Origin of the sequence: Nocardia sp. NBC_00565, from assembly GCF_036345915.1 — a bacterium.
Taxonomy (GTDB): domain Bacteria; phylum Actinomycetota; class Actinomycetes; order Mycobacteriales; family Mycobacteriaceae; genus Nocardia.
Genome location: NZ_CP107785.1, coordinates 7,788,910 through 7,807,366, shown reverse-complemented (window position 1 = coordinate 7,807,366; position 18,457 = coordinate 7,788,910). Strand labels below are relative to the sequence as shown.

Sequence of the window (18,457 nt, the reverse complement as noted above, 5' to 3'; positions counted from 1 at the left end):
GCGCCCAAAGCTTTGTCAGTGATACGTCTGTGCGCGATGAATCGCGAGGTGGTCATCATCGATGCGCGTCGGTCCTGGCGCACGAGGTCGATATTGACCCGACACGGTCAGCACAGGACCGCCACCGCACCAAGGGGTGACTGTACGAGGGTACTGATCGGCAAAGTGCGGGTCAAACTCGGCCCACCCTTGCGGTTCGGCCGCGGTGGCGCCGCCGGGAGTCACGCGTCCTGGGTATAACCGTGAGTTCGTCCACACCCCTAGCCGTCGGCCGCCACACCAGCTAACGTACGTAGCCAGAAGATTGCTGAAGAACCGCAGGTCCAGGCCTTATAGCGGCGGAGCGCAGCCTCATTTCACATTTCCCCAGAGTTCTCCACATCTGTGGATAATTGTGTGGAAAGACCCCTGGAGTGGCATATTCGTAGGGCCGACGGTGCCAAGCCGCCGCCCGGATGGGGGACCCGGGCAGCGTCCGAACCGGTTACGGACGTACGCGGACTCACAGCTTCGACCTATCCACGGTAGATACCCCGCGTGCCCCGACCGTCTGCTCCTATCGCCTACTTCCGGGGAGGAAACTGCATGGACGACGAGCAGAACGTGTTGGCCACGGTGTGGCCCGAGGTGGTCGCCGAGCTCACCACCGGCTCACCCGATGGTGCCATCCCGCCGGTTTCCCGGGCGCAGCAGGCCTGGCTCAAACTCGTCAAGCCACTGACCGTGGCACAGGGCTTCGCCTTGCTCTCGGTGCCGTCCTCGTTGGCCCAGGAGGCCATCGAACGCGATCTGCGCGAACCCATCCTGCGCTCCCTCGGTCGCCGCCTGGGTCCCCAGGTCGAGGGGCTCGGCGTCCGTATCGCGGCACCGGCCACCCAGCCGACCGAGCGCACCGGCAACAATCCGCGTCACGCCAGAATGACCAGCCGCCCCGAGCGCGGCCGGGACAGCGGCCGCGGTCCGGCCGGATATTCCGCACCCGATTATCCGGGGCGCAACGACTATTCGCCGCCACGTTATGCACAACCCAACGAGTACCCGGCCGCGCCCGGGTACTCGGGCGGCCCCGAATACTCGACAGCCCCGGACTACGAAGCAGCGCCCGACTACACGGGTGCACCGGAGTACCTGCCGGTGCCCGGATATGAAGGGGCAAGGGGGTATCCCACCGACCAATACCCGACCCGCGGTGACTACCCGGGCCAGGTCAACGGCGAACGGCAGGAGCAGCCCGCGCCGCGCCGTGAATCCGGACTCCCGCCGCGCCGCGACTCCGTACCGCCCGGGCAGGAGTCGCTGTTCAACCCCGAGCCGGAGCCTTCACGTGGTCCGGGCCGTGCGCCGATGCGAGAAAACCGGCCGAACACCGATCCGGCGATCGCGGCCGCGCACGAATCGGTCCGCGAGCCGATATCGGACAACTCACATGACGACGACGAACCGGTCGTCAATGTCCGCAACTCGTGGCCCACCTACTTCACCAAGTCACAGGAGAACCCGGCGCCGTCGAACTCATCGGCGAGCCTGAACGCGAAATACACCTTCGACACCTTCGTGATCGGCGCCTCCAACCGCTTCGCGCACGCCGCGGCGGTGGCCATCGCGGAGGCACCCGCCCGCGCCTACAACCCGCTGTTCGTCTGGGGCGCTTCGGGTTTGGGCAAGACCCATCTGCTGCACGCGGCGGGCCACTACGCCCAGCGACTCTTTCCCGGCATGCGGGTCAAGTACGTCTCCACCGAAGAGTTCACCAACGACTTCATCAACAGCCTGCGTGACGACCGGAAGGTGGCGTTCAAGCGCCGCTACCGCGAGACCGACATCCTGCTGGTCGACGACATCCAGTTCATCGAGGGCAAGGAAGGTATCCAGGAGGAGTTCTTCCACACCTTCAACACCCTGCACAACGCCAACAAACAGATCGTCGTCTCCTCCGACCGCCCGCCCAAGCAACTGGCCACCCTGGAGGAGCGACTGCGGACCCGATTCGAATGGGGTCTGATCACCGATGTGCAGCCGCCGGAGCTGGAGACCCGCATCGCGATCCTGCGCAAGAAGGCGCGGATGGACCGGCTAGACGTGCCGCATGACGTGCTCGAACTCATTGCCAGCCGAGTCGAGCGCAATATCCGTGAGCTGGAAGGTGCGCTGATCCGGGTGACGGCCTTCGCGTCGCTGAACGGTCAGCCGCTGGATCTGCCGCTGGCGGAGGTGGTGTTGCGGGATCTGATGCCCGATACCGCGACGCTGGAGATCAATGCGGCGACGATCATGGCCGTCACCGCCGAGTACTTCAACACCACGCTCGAAGAGCTCACCGGCCCGGGCAAGGCACGACCGCTGGCGCAGGCCCGCCAGATCGCCATGTACCTATGCCGCGAACTCACCGATCTATCGCTACCCAAGATCGGTCAGGCGTTCGGCCGCGACCACACCACGGTGATGTACGCGGAGAAGAAGGTACGCAAGGAAATGACCGAACGGCGCCGGGTCTATGACCAGGTTCAAGAACTAACAGCCCGGATTAAACAGCGTTCGCGCTGATCCGCACTAACACCCTGTGCACCGCCCCTGACCAGGGGCGGTGCTTTTTTGTGCCCTGTGGATTCCTCGAGGAATTCTTGTGGAGTCCTCGAGGAAACTCGAAGTTGTGCACCGGTTCGTCCACAGGCTCGGGGAGCATCGCCGACGGCTTCGCTAACAGGGGTGGATTCCACAGCTTCCACAGCCCGATCCGCACACACCCCTCGAGCAGCAGCGGGCTCGGTCAAGGGGTTGTGGAATCCTCGAGGATTCCGTGTGGAGTCCTCGAGGATTCCACGAGTTGTCCACGAATCGGTGCACACGTGTGAACAACCACATGAATCCGGTGGAACAACTCGAGGAGCACTCGAGGATGAACGTGGGACAACTGCGCAACCTCCACAGCCCCCTCCCGTTCATCCTCGAGTCACCCCACGGTCATCCCCACGGCACCACGCCCTCGGACCTGCGGATTCGGCCGCAGTCCACAGATTCCACAGTGCCTACTACTACTTCAGTTCTTCTTCTTAGAAATCTCTCTTCAAAACAGGGTGTGTGGAAAGTCGATCGATGAGCCTCGGCATCCGAGTCGGTCACTGCACCCGAGCAAGGAGGAGAGGGGGTGACCTATCCACCGGATCGCCCGCACCCCTCCTCCATGACTTCTGATCGATGCGAATGTCGAGATCGCTACAGACAATGACCGGAGGGTCGGGCTAGGTTCATCTGGTCCGCGCGGGTACGGTTTGATGTCGGTCGCCTATGCCACACTTTTCGGGCGGCCGAAACAGCACCCCTTTTTCGAGAATCAACGCTGACGAGCCGACAGAGATCACGGAACCGGGAGAGGACAGATCGGGCGATGGAGCTGGCGAGTATGAAGTTTCGGGTCGCCCGAGAGGATTTCGCCGAGTCCGTTGCATGGGTGGCACGCAGCCTCCCGTCGCGGCCTCCGGTCCCGGTACTCGGTGGTGTACTACTCGTGGCGGGCGAGGACGGGCTCACCGTCTCCGGCTTCGACTACGAGGTCTCCGCGCAGATGCGCGTGGCGGCCGAGGTCGCCGGTCCCGGTGAGGTGCTGGTCTCCGGCCGACTGCTCGCCGACATCACCAAGGCGCTGTCCAATAAGCCGGTCGATGTCGCCGTCGACGGCACCCGTGTGCTGATCACCTGTGGCAGTGCGAAATTCTCGCTGCCGACCATGCCGGTCGAGGACTATCCCCAGCTGCCCGAGGTACCCCAGCAGACCGGTGCGCTGAGCGTCGACATCTTCGCCGAGGCGGTCGGCCAGGTCGCGGTCGCCGCCGGGCGCGACGACACCCTGCCGATGCTCACTGGCATCCGGGTCGAGATCGAGGGGCCACACGTCGTGCTGGCGGCCACCGACCGATTCCGGCTGGCCGTCCGGCACATCGAATGGCAGCCCGCCCGAATCGATATCGAGACCGCGGTGCTCATCCCCGCCCGGACGCTGTCCGAGGCCGCTAAGACGCTCGGCCCGTCCGATGCCCCCGTGCAACTGTCCCTCGGCACCGGGGCGGGCGCGGATGGTCTGCTCGGCATCGTGAACGCGGGCCGCCGGACTACGACCCGACTGCTCGATGCGGAATTCCCCAAGTTCCGCCAATTGCTCCCCAAGGAGCACACCTCGATCGCAACGCTCCCGGTGGCCTCGCTGACCGACGCCATCAAGCGCGTCGCGTTGGTCGCCGAGCGCGGCGCCCAGGTGCGCCTGGAATTCGCCGACGAGGGCCTGTTGCTCTCGGCGGGCGGTGACGATGCCGGACGCGCCGAGGAATGGCTGGAAGCCGATTTCCGTGGTGAGTCGCTGACGATCGCGTTCAATCCGGGTTACCTCATCGATGGGCTCTCCGCGCTGCACGCCGAGCGAGTCACCTTCGGCTTCACCACGCCGAGCCGCCCCGCGGTGCTGCTGCCCGCCAGCGACGAGGAGCCCAAGGTGACGGAGTCGGGCGCGTTCGCCGCGATGGAGAGCCCGTACATCTACCTGTTGATGCCGGTTCGGCTGCCCGGCTGAGCATCGGCGTCGATGCGGTTTATCCACAGTTCGTCCACAAGCAGTGGATGGACCACAAGATGTTGTGGTTTGGTGCCGATGCGCTGCCGACAGCGGCGAAAAACGGCGATTACGACGGCCGGAGCGGAGTAGACGGGTGTTCATCCGGACGCTGTCACTGCGTGAGTTCCGCTCCTGGGAACACGCGGAGCTCGAATTATCCCCAGGCCGAACGGTTTTTCTCGGCTCCAACGGCAACGGCAAGACGAACCTGCTGGAGGCGGCCGGCTACCTCGCCACTTTGGGCTCGCATCGGGTCGCCGCCGACGCACCGCTGATCCGCATCGGGGCCGAGCGCGCCAGGATCGGCGCGACCGTCGTGAACGCGGGCCGCGAACTGCGCGTCGATATCGAACTCAACCAGGGCAGCGCGAATCGCGCACAGATCAATCGATCGCCGGTACGCCGACCACGAGAGATCCTCGGCATTCTGCAGACCGTGTTGTTCGCACCGGAGGACCTCGCCTTGGTCCGCGGCGATCCGGGCGAGCGCCGGCGCTTTCTCGACGAGTTGTGCACAGCCCGATTGCCGCGGCTCGCCGCCGTCCGCGCCGACTATGACCGGGTGCTGCGACAGCGCTCGGCATTGTTGAAATCCGCTGGGCGCCAGGCCCGCTCGAAGGCGGAGCTGAGCACCCTGGACGTATGGGACGGGCATTTGGCGACGCATGCCGCGGTACTGCTCGCACAGCGGCTGCGGCTGGTGCACGACCTGTATCCCTATCTCGCACAGGCGTACTCGTCGATCGCCCCCGAATCACGCCCGGCCGCAATCGGCTACCGCAGCGCGAGCCTGCCGCCGGAGTTCCTGGATCCGGCGCGCGCGCCACGGCCCGATGACGCCGAGGCGCTGGAGGCGATCCTGCTGCGGGAACTGGCGGCGGCGCGGCCGAAGGAGTTGGAGCGCGGCGTCTGCCTGGTCGGCCCGCACCGCGACGAGCTGGACCTGATGCTCGGCACCGCCCCCGCGAAAGGCTTTGCCAGCCATGGTGAGTCGTGGTCGTTCGCGTTGGCCCTGCGGCTCGCGGCGTTCGAGCTGCTGCGCACCACCGGCGCCGAACCGGTGCTGCTGCTCGACGACGTCTTCGCCGAGCTCGATCGCCGTCGCCGCACCGCACTCGCGCAGGTCGCGGCCGGGGCCGAACAGGTGCTGATCACCGCCGCCGTCCCCGAGGATGTGCCGGCGGAACTCGCCGCCGTGCCACTCAGGGTGGAGACCAGCGGTGGTGCAGACGGCCGCATCTCCCGGATCGCCGACATCGAAACCCCACCGCCTGATCCGTGATTTATTCGTACCGACGTCAGAGCAGCTGCCGGCGTGGACTATCGGTAAGATCACCCGCGAATCCGTTGCAACGCCATGGCTACCAACGCGCCAACTGATTTCGAATGCACATGGGTACGTCGCCGGGGTACATCCAGAACTTGTCTCACATCCGATCCGTCGGTCCCGTGATCAAGGTTCGAGGCACTTACGACCGGCAAAGGTTCGGGGAGGCGGGGGGAGAGAGGTGGACCCGGTGAGCGATCAAGCGGCGTCGAGCGCTTCCCCGTCGGAGCCGGAGCCGGAACTGCGCGGCATCGATCTGGCGCGGCGCGCGCTGGAGGAGGCGCGGGCGGCGGCCAAGGCGAGCGGCAAATCGGTGGGACAGGGCCGGGCCTCGCCGCGTCGGCTGCGCACCGGCGCCCGGCGTCGCAGCGGCTGGTCCGGCGCACGGCCCGATGACCGTGACCCACAGCTGTTTTCGAGTCTCGCCGGATCCATCGCGAAGAATCGGGGCTGGTCGGCCAAGGTCGCCGAGGGCATGGTCTTCGGCCGCTGGACCACGGTGGTCGGCGAGGACATCGCCTCGCACGCGACACCAATGACATTGAAGGACGGCGTGCTGAGTATCGCCGCCGAGTCGACGGCCTGGGCCACCCAGCTGCGTATGCTGCAGGGCCAGATCCTGGCGAAGATCAATGCGGGGGTCGGACAGGGCGTGGTCACCTCGCTGAAGATCACCGGTCCGACGGCTCCGAGCTGGCGCAAGGGTGAACGCCACATCAAGGGCCGCGGCCCCCGCGACACCTACGGATAGCCACCGCGTGCCGTCGTAGTCCGAGGTCGTTCCACGTGAAACCCCTTCTCGAAGTCATCCGATGCGACAACCGATTTCGTCGGAACACGGGTAACTCGCTGGGTGTACCGGTAGTCGATCACATGTTCGACCGCTGGTCCGCCATGAAATCGCTGGTCTACCCACCCGTCGGCAAACGGCTCGGGGAGGCGGAATGGCGGACGCAAAGCGGTTGAAGGCGGAACCGACTCGTCGCCGACCGATTTCTCGCATCCACGGAGCCGTTAGGGGTGTCGTAGGTGCATTGTGGCTTGGGTCTACCAGTAGGATGGTGGGGTAACTAGCGGCGAACCTTCGGCGCGTTCCGTACAGCCCGCGCGTGGACCCGTAATTCTCGACCAGAATCAGACCCGGGGCCCACGAGCGCTGTCCGACCGCTGCGCAAGGATCAGCAAGTAAGGAGAGCTACCGACCAGTGGCTGCCATGGATTCCAACGCATCGGGCTCGACCAACGCGACATCGGGCAAGCAGGACTACGGTGCCTCCTCCATCACGGTTCTGGAAGGCCTCGAGGCGGTCCGCAAACGCCCGGGCATGTACATCGGTTCCACCGGTGAGCGCGGCTTGCACCACCTGATCTGGGAAGTTGTCGACAACTCGGTCGACGAGGCGATGGCCGGATACGCGAGCCAGGTAAATGTCACGCTGCTCGCCGACGGCGGAGTCGAAGTGCGTGACGACGGGCGTGGGATTCCGGTGGCGATGCACGCGTCCGGTATCCCGACTGTCGAGGTCGTCATGACGCAGCTGCACGCGGGCGGCAAGTTCGACTCCGACTCGTATGCGGTGTCGGGTGGTCTGCACGGCGTGGGTATCTCGGTCGTCAACGCGCTGTCCAGCCAAGTTGAGCTCGAAATCGACCGCGACGGGTTTCAATGGAGCCAGAGTTACAAAGGTGCCAAACCTGGAAAGTTGGTCAAGGGCGAGCCCACTACGAGAACCGGCAACACTACGAGGTTCTGGGCGGACGCAGACATATTCGAGACCACCACCTACAACTTCGAGACGGTCGCGCGCCGCCTGCAGGAGATGGCGTTCCTGAACAAGGGCCTCACCATCGTCCTGACCGATGAGCGCGTCACCGACGCCGATATCACCGACGAGGTGGTCAGCGAGACCGCCGAGGCGCCCAAGCACGCCGACCCGAACGCGCCTGCCGCGCCGGTCGAGCACAAGGTGAAGACGCGGACCTACCACTACCCGGGTGGTCTGGAGGATTTCGTCCGGCATATCAACCGGACCAAGCAGGCCATCCACAACTCGGTCGTCGCGTTCACCGGTAAGGGCACCGGGCACGAGCTCGAGGTGGCGATGCAGTGGAACTCCGGCTATTCGGAATCCGTGCACACCTTCGCCAACACCATCAACACCCATGAGGGCGGCACCCACGAAGAGGGTTTCCGCGCGGCGCTCACCACGGTGGTCAACAAGTACGCCAAGGACAAGAAGCTGCTCAAGGACAAGGACGGCAATCTCACCGGTGACGATATCCGCGAGGGCCTGGCCGCCATCGTGAGCGTGAAGGTCTCCGAGCCGCAGTTCGAGGGCCAGACCAAGACCAAGCTCGGCAATACCGAGGTCAAGTCGTTCGTACAGCGCACCTGCAACGAGCACCTCTCGCACTGGTTCGAGGCCAATCCGGCCGATGCGAAGACCATTGTGAACAAGGCGGTCTCGTCCGCGCAGGCCCGCGTCGCCGCGCGCAAGGCACGTGAGTTGGTGCGCCGCAAGAGCGCCACGGACCTCGGTGGCCTGCCCGGCAAGCTGGCCGACTGCCGATCCAAGGATCCGAGCAAGTCCGAGATCTACATCGTGGAGGGCGACTCCGCCGGCGGCTCGGCGAAGTCCGGCCGCGATTCGATGTACCAGGCGATCCTGCCGCTGCGCGGCAAGATCATCAACGTCGAGAAGGCCCGCATCGACCGCGTCCTCAAGAACAACGAGGTGCAGTCGATCATCACCGCCTTCGGCACCGGCATCCACGACGAATTCGATATCGCCAAGCTGCGGTATCACAAGATCGTGCTGATGGCCGACGCCGACGTGGACGGCCAGCACATCTCGACCCTGCTGCTGACGCTGCTGTTCCGCTTCATGCGTCCGCTGGTCGAGCACGGGCACGTGTACCTCGCGCAGCCGCCGCTGTACAAGCTCAAGTGGCAGCGGTCCGAACCGGAGTTCGCCTACTCCGATCGCGAGCGCGACGGTCTGCTCGAGGCCGGTCTGGCCGCGGGCAAGAAGATCAACAAGGACGACGGTGTCCAGCGCTACAAGGGTCTCGGCGAGATGAACGCCAAGGAACTCTGGGAGACCACCATGGATCCCGCGGTGCGGGTGCTGCGTCAGGTCACCCTGGACGATGCCGCCGCGGCCGACGAGTTGTTCTCCATCCTGATGGGTGAGGACGTCGAGGCACGTCGCAGCTTCATCACCCGCAATGCCAAGGACGTTCGCTTCCTCGACGTGTAACCGACGTGACGCCATCTTCCACGTCCGGTTCCAAAGGAGACTTTTAGATGACTGAAACCACCCTGCCACCCAACGGCGGAGCTGGTGACCGGATCGAGCCGGTCGACATCCAGAACGAAATGCAGAACAGCTACATCGATTACGCCATGAGCGTGATCGTCGGCCGTGCGCTGCCCGAAGTCCGTGACGGCCTCAAGCCGGTGCATCGCCGGGTGCTGTACGCGATGTACGACAACGGGTACCGGCCCGACCGCGGCTATGTGAAGTCCGCGCGCCCGGTCGCCGAGACCATGGGTAACTACCACCCGCACGGCGACACCTCGATCTACGACACCCTCGTCCGGATGGCGCAGCCGTGGTCGCTGCGCTACCCGCTCGTCGACGGTCAGGGCAACTTCGGCTCCCGCGGTAACGACGGCGCGGCCGCCATGCGTTACACCGAGTGCCGCCTGACCCCGCTCGCGATGGAGCTGCTGCGCGAAATCGACCACGAGACGGTCGATTTCGTCCCGAACTACGACGGTCGCTCGCAGGAGCCGACCGTGCTGCCGGCCAGGGTGCCCGCGCTGCTGATGAACGGCAGCAACGGTATCGCGGTCGGCATGGCGACCAACATCCCGCCGCACAACCTCAACGAGCTCGCGGACGCGATCTACTGGGCGCTGGACAACTTCGACGCCGATGAAGAGTCCACCCTCGCCGCCTGCATGGAGCGGGTCAAGGGTCCGGACTTCCCGACCTACGGCCTTATCGTCGGCGGCCAGGGCATCCATGACGCCTACACCACCGGTCGCGGTTCGATCCGCATGCGTGGTGTGGTCGAGATCGAAGAGGACAACCGCGGTCGCACCACGATCGTCATCACCGAGCTGCCGTACCAGGTCAACACCGACAACTTCATCAACTCCATCGCGGAGCAGGTGAAGGACGGCAAGATCGCGGGCATCTCCGATATCCACGACGAGTCCTCCGACCGCGCGGGTATGCGGATCGTGGTCACCATCAAGCGCGATGCCGTGGCCAAGGTGGTGCTGAACAACCTCTACAAGCACACCCAGCTGCAGACAAGCTTCGGCGCCAACATGCTCTCCATCGTCGACGGTGTGCCGCGCACGCTGCGCCTGGATCAGATGATCCGGTTCTACGTCGAGCACCAGTTGGAAGTCATCATCCGGCGCACCCGCTACCTGTTGCGCAAGGCCGAGGAGCGGGCCCACATCCTGCGCGGTCTGGTCAAGGCGCTCGACGCGCTGGATGAGGTCATCGCACTGATCCGGCGCTCGGCCAATACCGAAACCGCGCGCACCGGCCTGATGCAGTTGCTGGATATCGACGAGATCCAGGCGACCGCGATCCTCGATATGCAGCTGCGCAGGCTGTCTGCCCTGGAACGGCAGAAGATCGTCGAGGAGTTGACCAAGATCGAGGCCGAGATCGCCGACCTCAAGGACATTCTCGCCAAGCCGGAGCGCCAGCGCGCGATCGTGCGGGACGAACTGTCCGAGATCGTCGAGAAATATGGCGACGAGCGGCGCACCAAGATCGTGGCCAACGACGGCGATATGGCCGATGAGGATCTGATCGCCCGCGAGGACGTGGTCGTCACCGTCACCGAGACCGGATACGCCAAGCGCACCAAGACCGACCTGTACCGCAGCCAGAAGCGCGGCGGCAAGGGCGTGCAGGGCGCGGGCCTCAAGCAGGACGACATCGTCAAGCACTTCTTCATCAGCTCCACGCACGACTGGCTGCTGTTCTTCACCAACAAGGGCCGGGTGTACCGCGCCAAGGCCTACGAGCTGCCCGAGGCCAGCCGGACCGCGCGCGGTCAGCACGTGGCGAATCTGCTGGCGTTCCAGCCGGACGAGAAGATCGCCCAGATCATCCAGATCAAGGGTTACGAGGACGCTCCCTATCTGGTGCTGGCCACCAAGAACGGCCTGGTCAAGAAGTCGAAGCTGTCGGACTTCGACTCCAACCGCAGCGGCGGCATCGTCGCGGTCAACCTGCGCGACGACGACGAGCTGGTCGGCGCCGTGCTGTGCTCTTCCGACGATGATCTGCTGCTGGTGTCGGCGCGCGGTCAGTCGATCCGCTTCTCCGCCACCGACGAGGCGCTGCGTCCGATGGGTCGCGCCACCTCCGGTGTGCAGGGCATGCGGTTCAATGCCGACGATGAACTGTTGTCGCTCAATGTGGTTCGTGAAGGTACCTATCTGCTCGTCGCGACTTCCGGTGGCTATGCCAAGCGGACCGCGATCGAGGAGTACACACCGCAGGGTCGCGGCGGTAAAGGTGTATTGACTATCCAATACGACACCAGGCGTGGCACCCTGGTCGGTGCGCTCATCGTCGACGACGAGGATGAGTTGTACGCGATCACGTCCGGCGGCGGAGTTATCCGGACGGCGGCGAAGCAGGTTCGTAAGGCTGGACGACAGACCAAGGGCGTGCGATTGATGAACCTCGCCGATGGCGATACGTTGCTTGCTATCGCTCGCAATGCCGATGAACCTGATGAAATCGGCGGCGGAGACGACACCGGTTCCTCTGAGCAGTAACCCCACAGCGGCGGCAACGAACGGATCTAAGGATTCCCATTGACCACACCGAATCAGCCGAACGACGAGCGGCACCAGACGAACGGTGTTACCGAACGGATCGCACCGTCACCGATTCCGCCGCGGCCGATCCCACGGCCCGTCGCCTCGGCCGAAAACGGCCAGCCGGGTGGCCCGCCGGGAGGTGCCCAGCCGCATGAAATGCGTAGCCAACAAGGCGATCTCGCGTTCAGTGCGCCGGAGCCCGCCGGCGCCGATAAGCCCGAATCGTTCGATCAGACGACGGCACGGCGCAACAACGCCGATCCGTCCAAGGACGGCGGCGAATCGGCCGGGGGTAATGGCCAGTCACCGTTCCAGGAGGGCTGGTCGCAGTTGCCACAGCGGGAACCGCAGTCGAACCTGTACCGGCCCGGCCAGGCGCCGGTGACCGGTCGTCCGACTTCCGGCCCCGGACTGGGTGGCGGTGGCGGTGGCGGCGGCCTCGGTAGCGCTGGTCTCGGCAACGCTGGTCTCGGCAACGCCGGTCTCGGTGGTGGCGGTCTCGGTGGTGGCGCCAAGAATGCCCGCAGCACCGCGGACCTCGCGGCCAAGGCGGCCCGCAAGGAAGCGGCGATGGTGAAGTCCGTCGGCATCGACGGACCGACCCGCAGCATCGCGCGCCCGGAGCTGATCAAGGACATGCCGGACCTCTCCGAGATCCGGCATCCGCTGCCGGTCGAGGCCATAGGTCCGCAGACCGTCGCGGTTTCGCCCGCCGCTCCGGTCGCCGTCGCGGCGGCCGTCGCCTCGGGTGAGCCGCTGCGGGCAACGGTGCAGATCCGCCGGATCGACCCGTGGTCGACCCTGAAGATCTCGCTGGTGATCAGCGTGGCGATGTTCTTCGTATGGATGCTCGCGGTCGGTCTGCTCTACATCGTGCTCGAGGGCATGGGCGTGTGGGAGCGGCTCAACAGCACCTTCACCGACATGGTGTCCTCGGACAGCGGATCGGTCGGACTGGTCGACGCCGGTTCGGTGTTCGGGTACGCGGGCGTCATCGGACTGATCAATGTGGTGCTTTTCACTGCCTTGGCGACCGTCGGCGTCTTCATCTACAACCAGTGCTGTGACCTCGTCGGCGGCATCCAGATAACCCTGGCCGACCCCGACTAAACGCATCGCCACGCGGCCGGTCGCTGTCCTCACGCAGGGCGGTGACCGGCCGTTTTGGTCATCAGCGGGCGGGTAAGGTAATCTCGTGCCTCGGTTCGGTTAGCAGCTTTTGGCGGGTATCCGAACGAGATGAGGGCCTATAGCTCAGGCGGTTAGAGCGCTTCGCTGATAACGAAGAGGTCGGAGGTTCAAGTCCTCCTAGGCCCACTCCCGGACATCACAAGTAGGGTGGGAACCATGAAAATTCTTCTCACGGTCGGTGTCGTAGTCGTGGTTCTCATCGGAATCACCAAGCTGCGCAAGCGCGATGATGCGGACCTGTGGCACGAAGTCACCACCCGTTGAATCTGTCTTCGGACAGCAGGGATTCGGGGCCTTAGCTCAATTGGCAGAGCACTGCCTTTGCAAGGCAGGGGTTAGGGGTTCGATTCCCCTAGGCTCCACAAATCTGACCTGCATAACTGCAGGTCAGAGCACTTTCTCAGGCTCTTCTTACTGCTTTCTATGTTGACGTGTAAGGCTGCTGTCAGCATTTTCTGAGCTTGCGCCATGGCCTGAACTGGGCTTTTCGATCGGTATTATCCGCGCGGCGGATTCCGATTCCCCTAACCCTCCCTCGGTTCGCGACGTGGTATTTCGATCGTGGTGGCCATTGAGCAGCGCACACTCGAACATCGGGGGTGCTTCAAGTCCCAGTTCGCTCACAGATGTAGTTTGGTATAGCCGCAGGTTGATGGGGACGACACCGCGTTCGCCGCCGTGGGGGAACAGCTTTCCGGAGCTCGCGATCGGTACCCAGCAGCCACAGGCGTCGCAGACCATTGTCAGCTCGTTCTTTCGGCCCACGCCTCAGGACGTTCAAGTGCCCTGCCGCCGAGGACCTCGGTCTGTCCGTGATCGTGCGGGGCAACGGCGTACCGGTCCTGTGGGAGTTCGAACCACCGGCTGATGTACGTGCTGAAGGCCGGGCCGGGCGAAATCGGGGTCATGTCGCGGGGTTCAGGTTCGTGGCGGCCGGCGTGGGCCGCGCCTTGGCGAAGCCCATGGCTCCGGCGCATCCGTCTGAATAGTGATCCGCTGGACCTGGCGCGATCTGGACAACCCTGGACCGTGGCTCGACCGTCTGCTTGCCGCAGCCGAAATGGGCCAGCACACACCCATACTCGGCAGCTGGATCCGAGCGGAATGCATCTGAGGTGTGCAGTCAGCGTGGGTGCTGGCGGACTCAGCTGTCCTGGCCGGGGGAGGCGGCGAACAGGCCGATCAGGCCTGCGATTATTGCGGTGAGGGGGGCGACGACGACGCCTGCGTCGTGGCCGGTGAGGACCAACAGTGGTATGCAGCAGACCAAAAGGACTGCGAGGATGAGCATTCCGACGATGAAGGTCCTGACCAGACGGGTGCGCTCTTTCTCGCTCTTCGGGACGAAGACCGGGCTGAATTCGCCGGTGGGGGATGACGCCGGATAGCCGGAACCCGGATCGGTTGGTGGGCCCTGCTCGCTGTACGCCAACGGATACGGCCACGGCGGATACCCGGCACCCGTCTGGCCGCTATCGGGTTGCGCGGCAACGCTATCGGGGGGTTCCTTGGCTGCGCCGGTTTCCGGCGGTAACTGCTCGTCGCTGATTGCCATCGACATTCCTCCAGCCCACGACATGATGACCAGCCCAACCGTAGCTGCGATCGTGTCGAACCGGGCGCGGTTGGCGATCACCACTGTGGCTACTCGACCGCCTGGGAACACATCGGGCGCAGTAGTTGTCGAGTCATCAGTCTGGCCGCGGTCTCGTCGTCAAACACCGCACTGACCCGTCTCGCAGTGACACAGTGTTGGACGCCGGAATCGCGTTCGAGGGTTGGTTTACCTGCTGCCAGATGTCCGGCAGACTGTGAGCATGTCCGATCATGCCGGTACGCCGTTCAGCTTCGCTGAGGTCAGACCATATGAGGTCGTCGACTCTCTGGTGGAGCTGCGCGGACCCGAACACGGTGTGCTCCGGCTGCCGGTTGAGCTGGCATGGGGCGGCCGGACCGAGTTCGACCTGGATGACGCCTACGACCGAACTGCGGCCTAAAAGATCGTCCTCGAAGAAGGAACCGGCCGTCATCTGCGAGAACTGGTCAACGGGCGCCTACTCACCACCATCTGGCCGCAGATGCGGCCGGCACGACCGGTGCGTGCCCTGTGGGAGAGAAAGTTCTCGCAGCTCCGAGCCGCCGTCTAATGGATCCGGTTGCGTTTGGTTGGTGGGCTCGGCGCTTCGGGTGCGGCACTGACTTCCGCTGGGGCACTGCACTTTCGTTCGGTACTGCACTTTTTCGTTCGGCTCAGGTACTCGACTGGTTTAGGTGTGCCATGTGGGTTCATCGAGGGGGACCGAGGCCTGTTGCAGGTGGGTGAGCATCGTTTCGTCGGGCCAGAAGCGGGCCTCGAAGCGGATGGGGGACATGTCGGGAATTGGTATGAGGCCGGCTATTTCGAGGGCGGCGGTGCAGGGGACGGCGCAGTGGGGGACGGGTTTGCCGTCGGGGTCGGTGGTGGCGAAGATGATGTAGTCGGCGGCGGGGAGTAGGTAGTCGACGCCTTTGCCCCAGATTGTGTAGGTGTAGGGGTGGGTGTCGGTGCCTGCGACCTTTACCTCGCCGACGACGGCCATTTCCAGGCCGAAGCGGGTGAATTCGAGATCGCGCCGCAGTGCCTCGTTGAGCCAGCGGGCTTGGGCGGCGTACTCCTGGATCGCCAGGCGATATCCGGCGCGTACCGCGGCTTGGTGCTGCTCGTGCGGGCCCGCTCGGTCGAAGGGGACGACGGTGTCGTCCTCATCGAGGGTGTAGCCCTGGGGTGAGAGGCGGTGGTGCGCGTTCGCGTACTGCTGCTCGACCTGGCGGTAGATGCGGGCGAGTAGGTGCGGGATGTCGGGGACCACGATCAGGGTGTCGATATCGGGCATGAACACGACCGGGCGGCGGCCGCTGTAGCGCTGGCGGAAGCTGGCCAACCAGCTCGATGCGAGCGGCCAGGAGGTGAAGTACCTGTGGCCGTTGTGATCGGTGCGGGTGAGAATCGCGTTGCCGCGCGGATCATGGGGCTGCGCAATGGTTTCCAGGTTTTCGCGGGCAGCCGCGAAGAGTTCGTCGGGCGTGACCTGCCAACGTGTCAGGGTCGAGTAGTCGACGACGGTTCGGGAGTTCGGTTGGTCGATCGCGACCAACTCGTCGACGAAGGGAAACACCGAGCGCCGGACGGGCCGCGCGTCGGCCTCTTCGACCTCCTCGGGCGACAGGTGGAGCACCTCATCCGCGGTCGCCTGTTTGTCGGTGGTCGAACGCAGAATCGGGCGCAGCAGCGGTCGAGCTTCCTGCCAGGTGGGCAGGCGCAGGTGCTCCGCATTGCCCACCGAGGTCAGGAACCTCGCGATCGACGCTGCTCGTTGCGGCTCGGGAAGGCGAATGGTGTCGTAATACGCACCGCGGATCCCGATCTTGGATCCGTCGACGAAGTCGATCCGGAACGTCTCGGGGTCGTAACTCACGACCGATTTGCCGACGTCGGCCAGATGCCGCAGCACGAGCGTCGCAAAGTGATCCGGCGTCAGATCTTCGAAACTCCCCACCGGATAACCGTATCCGTCGCCTCGACGCCACGCACGCGGGTCAGCCGGTTGTGGGTGGGCCGTGTCGGTCCAGGTGCAGGTAGGTGAAGCAGGTAGTGATCAGGCACACCACGGTGGCGGTGATGAGCATGGCCCAGCCGGCCACCAGCAGACTCAGCAGACCGCCGAGCAGGGCGCCGGCGCTGAAGGCGGCGTAGAGCAGGAAGTAGCCGAGCCAATCGGCGTAATCGCCGCCGCTGATGTGGCGTTCGATGCCCTGGCCCATCTTGACGAGGGTTCCGGTGACGTAGCTGAGCGGAATCGAGACTTCGCCGTTCTTGACGAACGAAGTGTTGAGGGCGCCGACGCCGAAGGCCACCAGCAGGATCGGGATGAGGTCGATGTTGGTGGCGCTGGTCGTCAAGTAGATGATGCCGTCCACGAGGGATGCCGCGGCGAGGCTGAGCGTGGTGAGCAGGGTCGGGCCGTGCGGATGGCCGGACCAATAATGCGTGCGGCACCAGGAGGCGACCACGACGCCGGACAGGAACGACAGCATCAGCAAGGCGGCGGCGACGGCCAGGTCGGGTTCGTCGTGGAAGTAACCGAGGACGGCTCGCTCGGTATTGCCGGTCATGAAGGTGACGAAGTAGCCGGCGGTATGCATGAAGGCCGCCGCGCCGATGAGACCGGCGAGCGTGGCGAGTACCCACGACAGCCGCGCCTCGGCGTCGTACAGCATTCTTCTGCGGGCGAGATCCGGTTTCGTCACTGGTCGGGCTCCTCTGGGAGATGACGACTCAGTGATACCCGGTGTTCCTGAGATTTCGCCGTCGCATCGCCGAGGGCTCGATAAGGATTGCCGGACAGTCGCCGTTCCTCGGCTAGCGTGCACGAGTGGACTCTGTGTTCGACTATCTGCTGACCGAAGCTCTCGACCCGACACCGCTCGAGACGATCGCCGATGCGTGGACGCGGCATCGGGCGGTCGCCGAACAGTTCGGCACCACGGTGGATATCGCGATTGCCGGTGGATTCGGTGCGGACCGACTGGGTTTCGCATTTCTGTCCGGATATCAGCAGGCGTTGCGCTGCTTGCTGCCGGACATATCGGCCGATGACCTGGTCGCGGTATCGGCGACCGAGGCGGGTGGTGCGCATCCGTCCGCGATCGAGACCAGACTCACCGATACCGACGCGGGCTGGCGGGTGGACGGCACGAAGACCTTTACGACCTTGGGGATGCTGGCGCGGCGCTTCCTGGTGATCGCGAGCGCGGGCGCGGCGGCGGATGGGCGGAATCGGTTGCGCGCGGTCCTCGTCGAGGCCGGGCAGTCCGGTGTGCATGTGACTAATCTGCCGCCGGTCCCGTTCGCACCCGAAATCCCGCACGCCACGGTGACATTCGCGGGCGCCGTAGCCGAGGTGCTGCCCGGTGACGGGTATTCGGACTATCTCAAACCGTTCCGCACCATCGAGGACGTCCATGTGCTCGCGGCCACGCTCGGCTGGCTGGTCCGCGTCGGGCGGGCGTCCGGCTGGCCGCGCTCGGCATTGCAGCGGTTGCTCGCCGCGGTGGCGTTCGTGCGCGGCCTCGAGATGGATCGGCCGACGTCGCCGGGCGGGCATATCGCGATCGGGGGTGGATACGAATACTTCGAGCAGGTGCTGACAGAGTTGGCGCCGCTCTGGGCACAGACCGATCCGGTCACCCGCGAGCGGTGGGACCGCGATCGGCGGCTGCTGGCGACGGCGGGAAAGGTACGGGCGCAACGGTTGACGGCGGCCTGGCTATCGGTGGGCATCGATGGAAATCAGGGTGATCCAGCCGTGCTGGCGGATAGCTGAGCCGGGGTTTCGACCTGCCCCAGAAATGGGGAGCGGGCCTCGGCGAAGGGGGGGAGTTAGCCGAGGCCCGCGTAAGGTCGGCCCGGGGGGGAGGGGCCGACGTGAAT

The 18,457-nt window shown here is 64.9% G+C and carries 13 protein-coding genes and 2 tRNA genes; 12 read left to right on the top strand and 3 right to left on the bottom strand.

Annotation, left to right across the window (positions count from 1 at the left end; translation table 11 throughout):
- The first annotated feature begins 585 nt into the window (after positions 1-585).
- The 10 genes from dnaA to OG874_RS35955 all read left to right on the top strand — a co-directional run bounded on the left by dnaA (position 586) and on the right by OG874_RS35955 (position 13,349).
- The gene (gene dnaA / locus OG874_RS36000) at positions 586-2,544 is read left to right on the top strand and encodes a chromosomal replication initiator protein DnaA (RefSeq protein WP_330251504.1); all 1,959 of its coding nucleotides are present in this window, start codon (positions 586-588) and stop codon (positions 2,542-2,544) included.
- Between the two features lie 841 nt (positions 2,545-3,385).
- Positions 3,386-4,561 (top strand): DNA polymerase III subunit beta, encoded by a 1,176-nt coding sequence (gene dnaN, locus OG874_RS35995; RefSeq protein ID WP_330251503.1) that lies wholly within the window; start codon positions 3,386-3,388, stop codon positions 4,559-4,561.
- A 136-nt stretch (positions 4,562-4,697) separates the two neighbouring features.
- Positions 4,698-5,885 carry a DNA replication/repair protein RecF gene (gene recF / locus OG874_RS35990; protein WP_330251502.1) on the top strand — a complete coding sequence of 396 codons (1,188 nt, stop codon included), beginning with the start codon at positions 4,698-4,700 and terminating at the stop codon, positions 5,883-5,885.
- A 235-nt stretch (positions 5,886-6,120) separates the two neighbouring features.
- A complete protein-coding gene (locus tag OG874_RS35985; protein WP_330251501.1) occupies positions 6,121-6,681 on the top strand; it encodes a DUF721 family protein in 561 nt (186 codons plus the stop codon).
- Positions 6,682-7,144: 463 nt separating this feature from the next.
- Positions 7,145-9,190, top strand: coding sequence for a DNA topoisomerase (ATP-hydrolyzing) subunit B (gene gyrB / locus OG874_RS35980; protein ID WP_330251500.1), 2,046 nt, complete (start codon positions 7,145-7,147; stop codon positions 9,188-9,190).
- Positions 9,191-9,237: 47 nt separating this feature from the next.
- Positions 9,238-11,751: a DNA gyrase subunit A gene (gene gyrA / locus OG874_RS35975; protein WP_330251499.1), complete on the top strand. Its 2,514-nt coding sequence runs from the start codon at positions 9,238-9,240 to the stop codon at positions 11,749-11,751.
- Positions 11,752-11,790: 39 nt separating this feature from the next.
- On the top strand, positions 11,791-12,906 hold the full coding sequence (locus OG874_RS35970) for a DUF3566 domain-containing protein (protein ID WP_330251498.1): 1,116 nt from the start codon (positions 11,791-11,793) through the stop codon (positions 12,904-12,906).
- A 133-nt stretch (positions 12,907-13,039) separates the two neighbouring features.
- Positions 13,040-13,113, top strand: a tRNA-Ile gene (locus OG874_RS35965).
- A 30-nt stretch (positions 13,114-13,143) separates the two neighbouring features.
- Positions 13,144-13,251 (top strand): DLW-39 family protein, encoded by a 108-nt coding sequence (locus tag OG874_RS35960; protein WP_330251497.1) that lies wholly within the window; start codon positions 13,144-13,146, stop codon positions 13,249-13,251.
- A 25-nt stretch (positions 13,252-13,276) separates the two neighbouring features.
- Positions 13,277-13,349, top strand: a tRNA-Ala gene (locus OG874_RS35955).
- Positions 13,350-14,131: 782 nt separating this feature from the next.
- Here OG874_RS35955 and OG874_RS35950 read toward each other — a convergent pair.
- Positions 14,132-14,542, bottom strand: a complete 411-nt coding sequence (locus tag OG874_RS35950; protein ID WP_330251496.1) for a hypothetical protein — start codon at positions 14,540-14,542, stop codon at positions 14,132-14,134.
- A gap of 262 nt (positions 14,543-14,804) precedes the next feature.
- Here OG874_RS35950 and OG874_RS35945 point away from each other — a divergent pair, with 262 nt between their 5' ends.
- Positions 14,805-14,984, top strand: a complete 180-nt coding sequence (locus tag OG874_RS35945) for a hypothetical protein (RefSeq protein ID WP_330251495.1) — start codon at positions 14,805-14,807, stop codon at positions 14,982-14,984.
- Positions 14,985-15,254: 270 nt separating this feature from the next.
- Here OG874_RS35945 and OG874_RS35940 read toward each other — a convergent pair whose 3' ends face one another.
- Positions 15,255-16,523, bottom strand: coding sequence for a hypothetical protein (locus tag OG874_RS35940; RefSeq protein WP_330251494.1), 1,269 nt, complete (start codon positions 16,521-16,523; stop codon positions 15,255-15,257).
- Positions 16,524-16,563: 40 nt separating this feature from the next.
- Complete coding sequence (locus OG874_RS35935) at positions 16,564-17,244, bottom strand: YoaK family protein (protein ID WP_330257570.1); 681 nt, start codon at positions 17,242-17,244, stop codon at positions 16,564-16,566.
- 155 nt (positions 17,245-17,399) lie between these two features.
- On the opposite strand from OG874_RS35935, the gene OG874_RS35930 reads away from it, so the two are divergent.
- Positions 17,400-18,350 carry an acyl-CoA dehydrogenase family protein gene (locus OG874_RS35930; RefSeq protein WP_330251493.1) on the top strand — a complete coding sequence of 317 codons (951 nt, stop codon included), beginning with the start codon at positions 17,400-17,402 and terminating at the stop codon, positions 18,348-18,350.
- Positions 18,351-18,457 lie beyond the last annotated feature (107 nt).

Excerpts from the sequence above, each read along its gene's own strand:
- gyrB (WP_330251500.1), top strand. The coding sequence starts at position 7,145 with ATGGATTCCAACGCATCGGGCTCGACCAACGCGACATCGGGCAAGCAG.
- OG874_RS35960 (WP_330251497.1), top strand. The coding sequence starts at position 13,144 with ATGAAAATTCTTCTCACGGTCGGTGTCGTAGTCGTGGTTCTCATCGGA.
- gyrA (WP_330251499.1), top strand. The coding sequence starts at position 9,238 with ATGACTGAAACCACCCTGCCACCCAACGGCGGAGCTGGTGACCGGATC.
- dnaN (WP_330251503.1), top strand. The coding sequence starts at position 3,386 with ATGGAGCTGGCGAGTATGAAGTTTCGGGTCGCCCGAGAGGATTTCGCC.
- dnaA (WP_330251504.1), top strand. The coding sequence starts at position 586 with ATGGACGACGAGCAGAACGTGTTGGCCACGGTGTGGCCCGAGGTGGTC.
- OG874_RS35935 (WP_330257570.1), bottom strand. The coding sequence starts at position 17,244 with ATGCTGTACGACGCCGAGGCGCGGCTGTCGTGGGTACTCGCCACGCTC.
- OG874_RS35945 (WP_330251495.1), top strand. The coding sequence starts at position 14,805 with ATGTCCGATCATGCCGGTACGCCGTTCAGCTTCGCTGAGGTCAGACCA.
- OG874_RS35950 (WP_330251496.1), bottom strand. The coding sequence starts at position 14,542 with ATGGCAATCAGCGACGAGCAGTTACCGCCGGAAACCGGCGCAGCCAAG.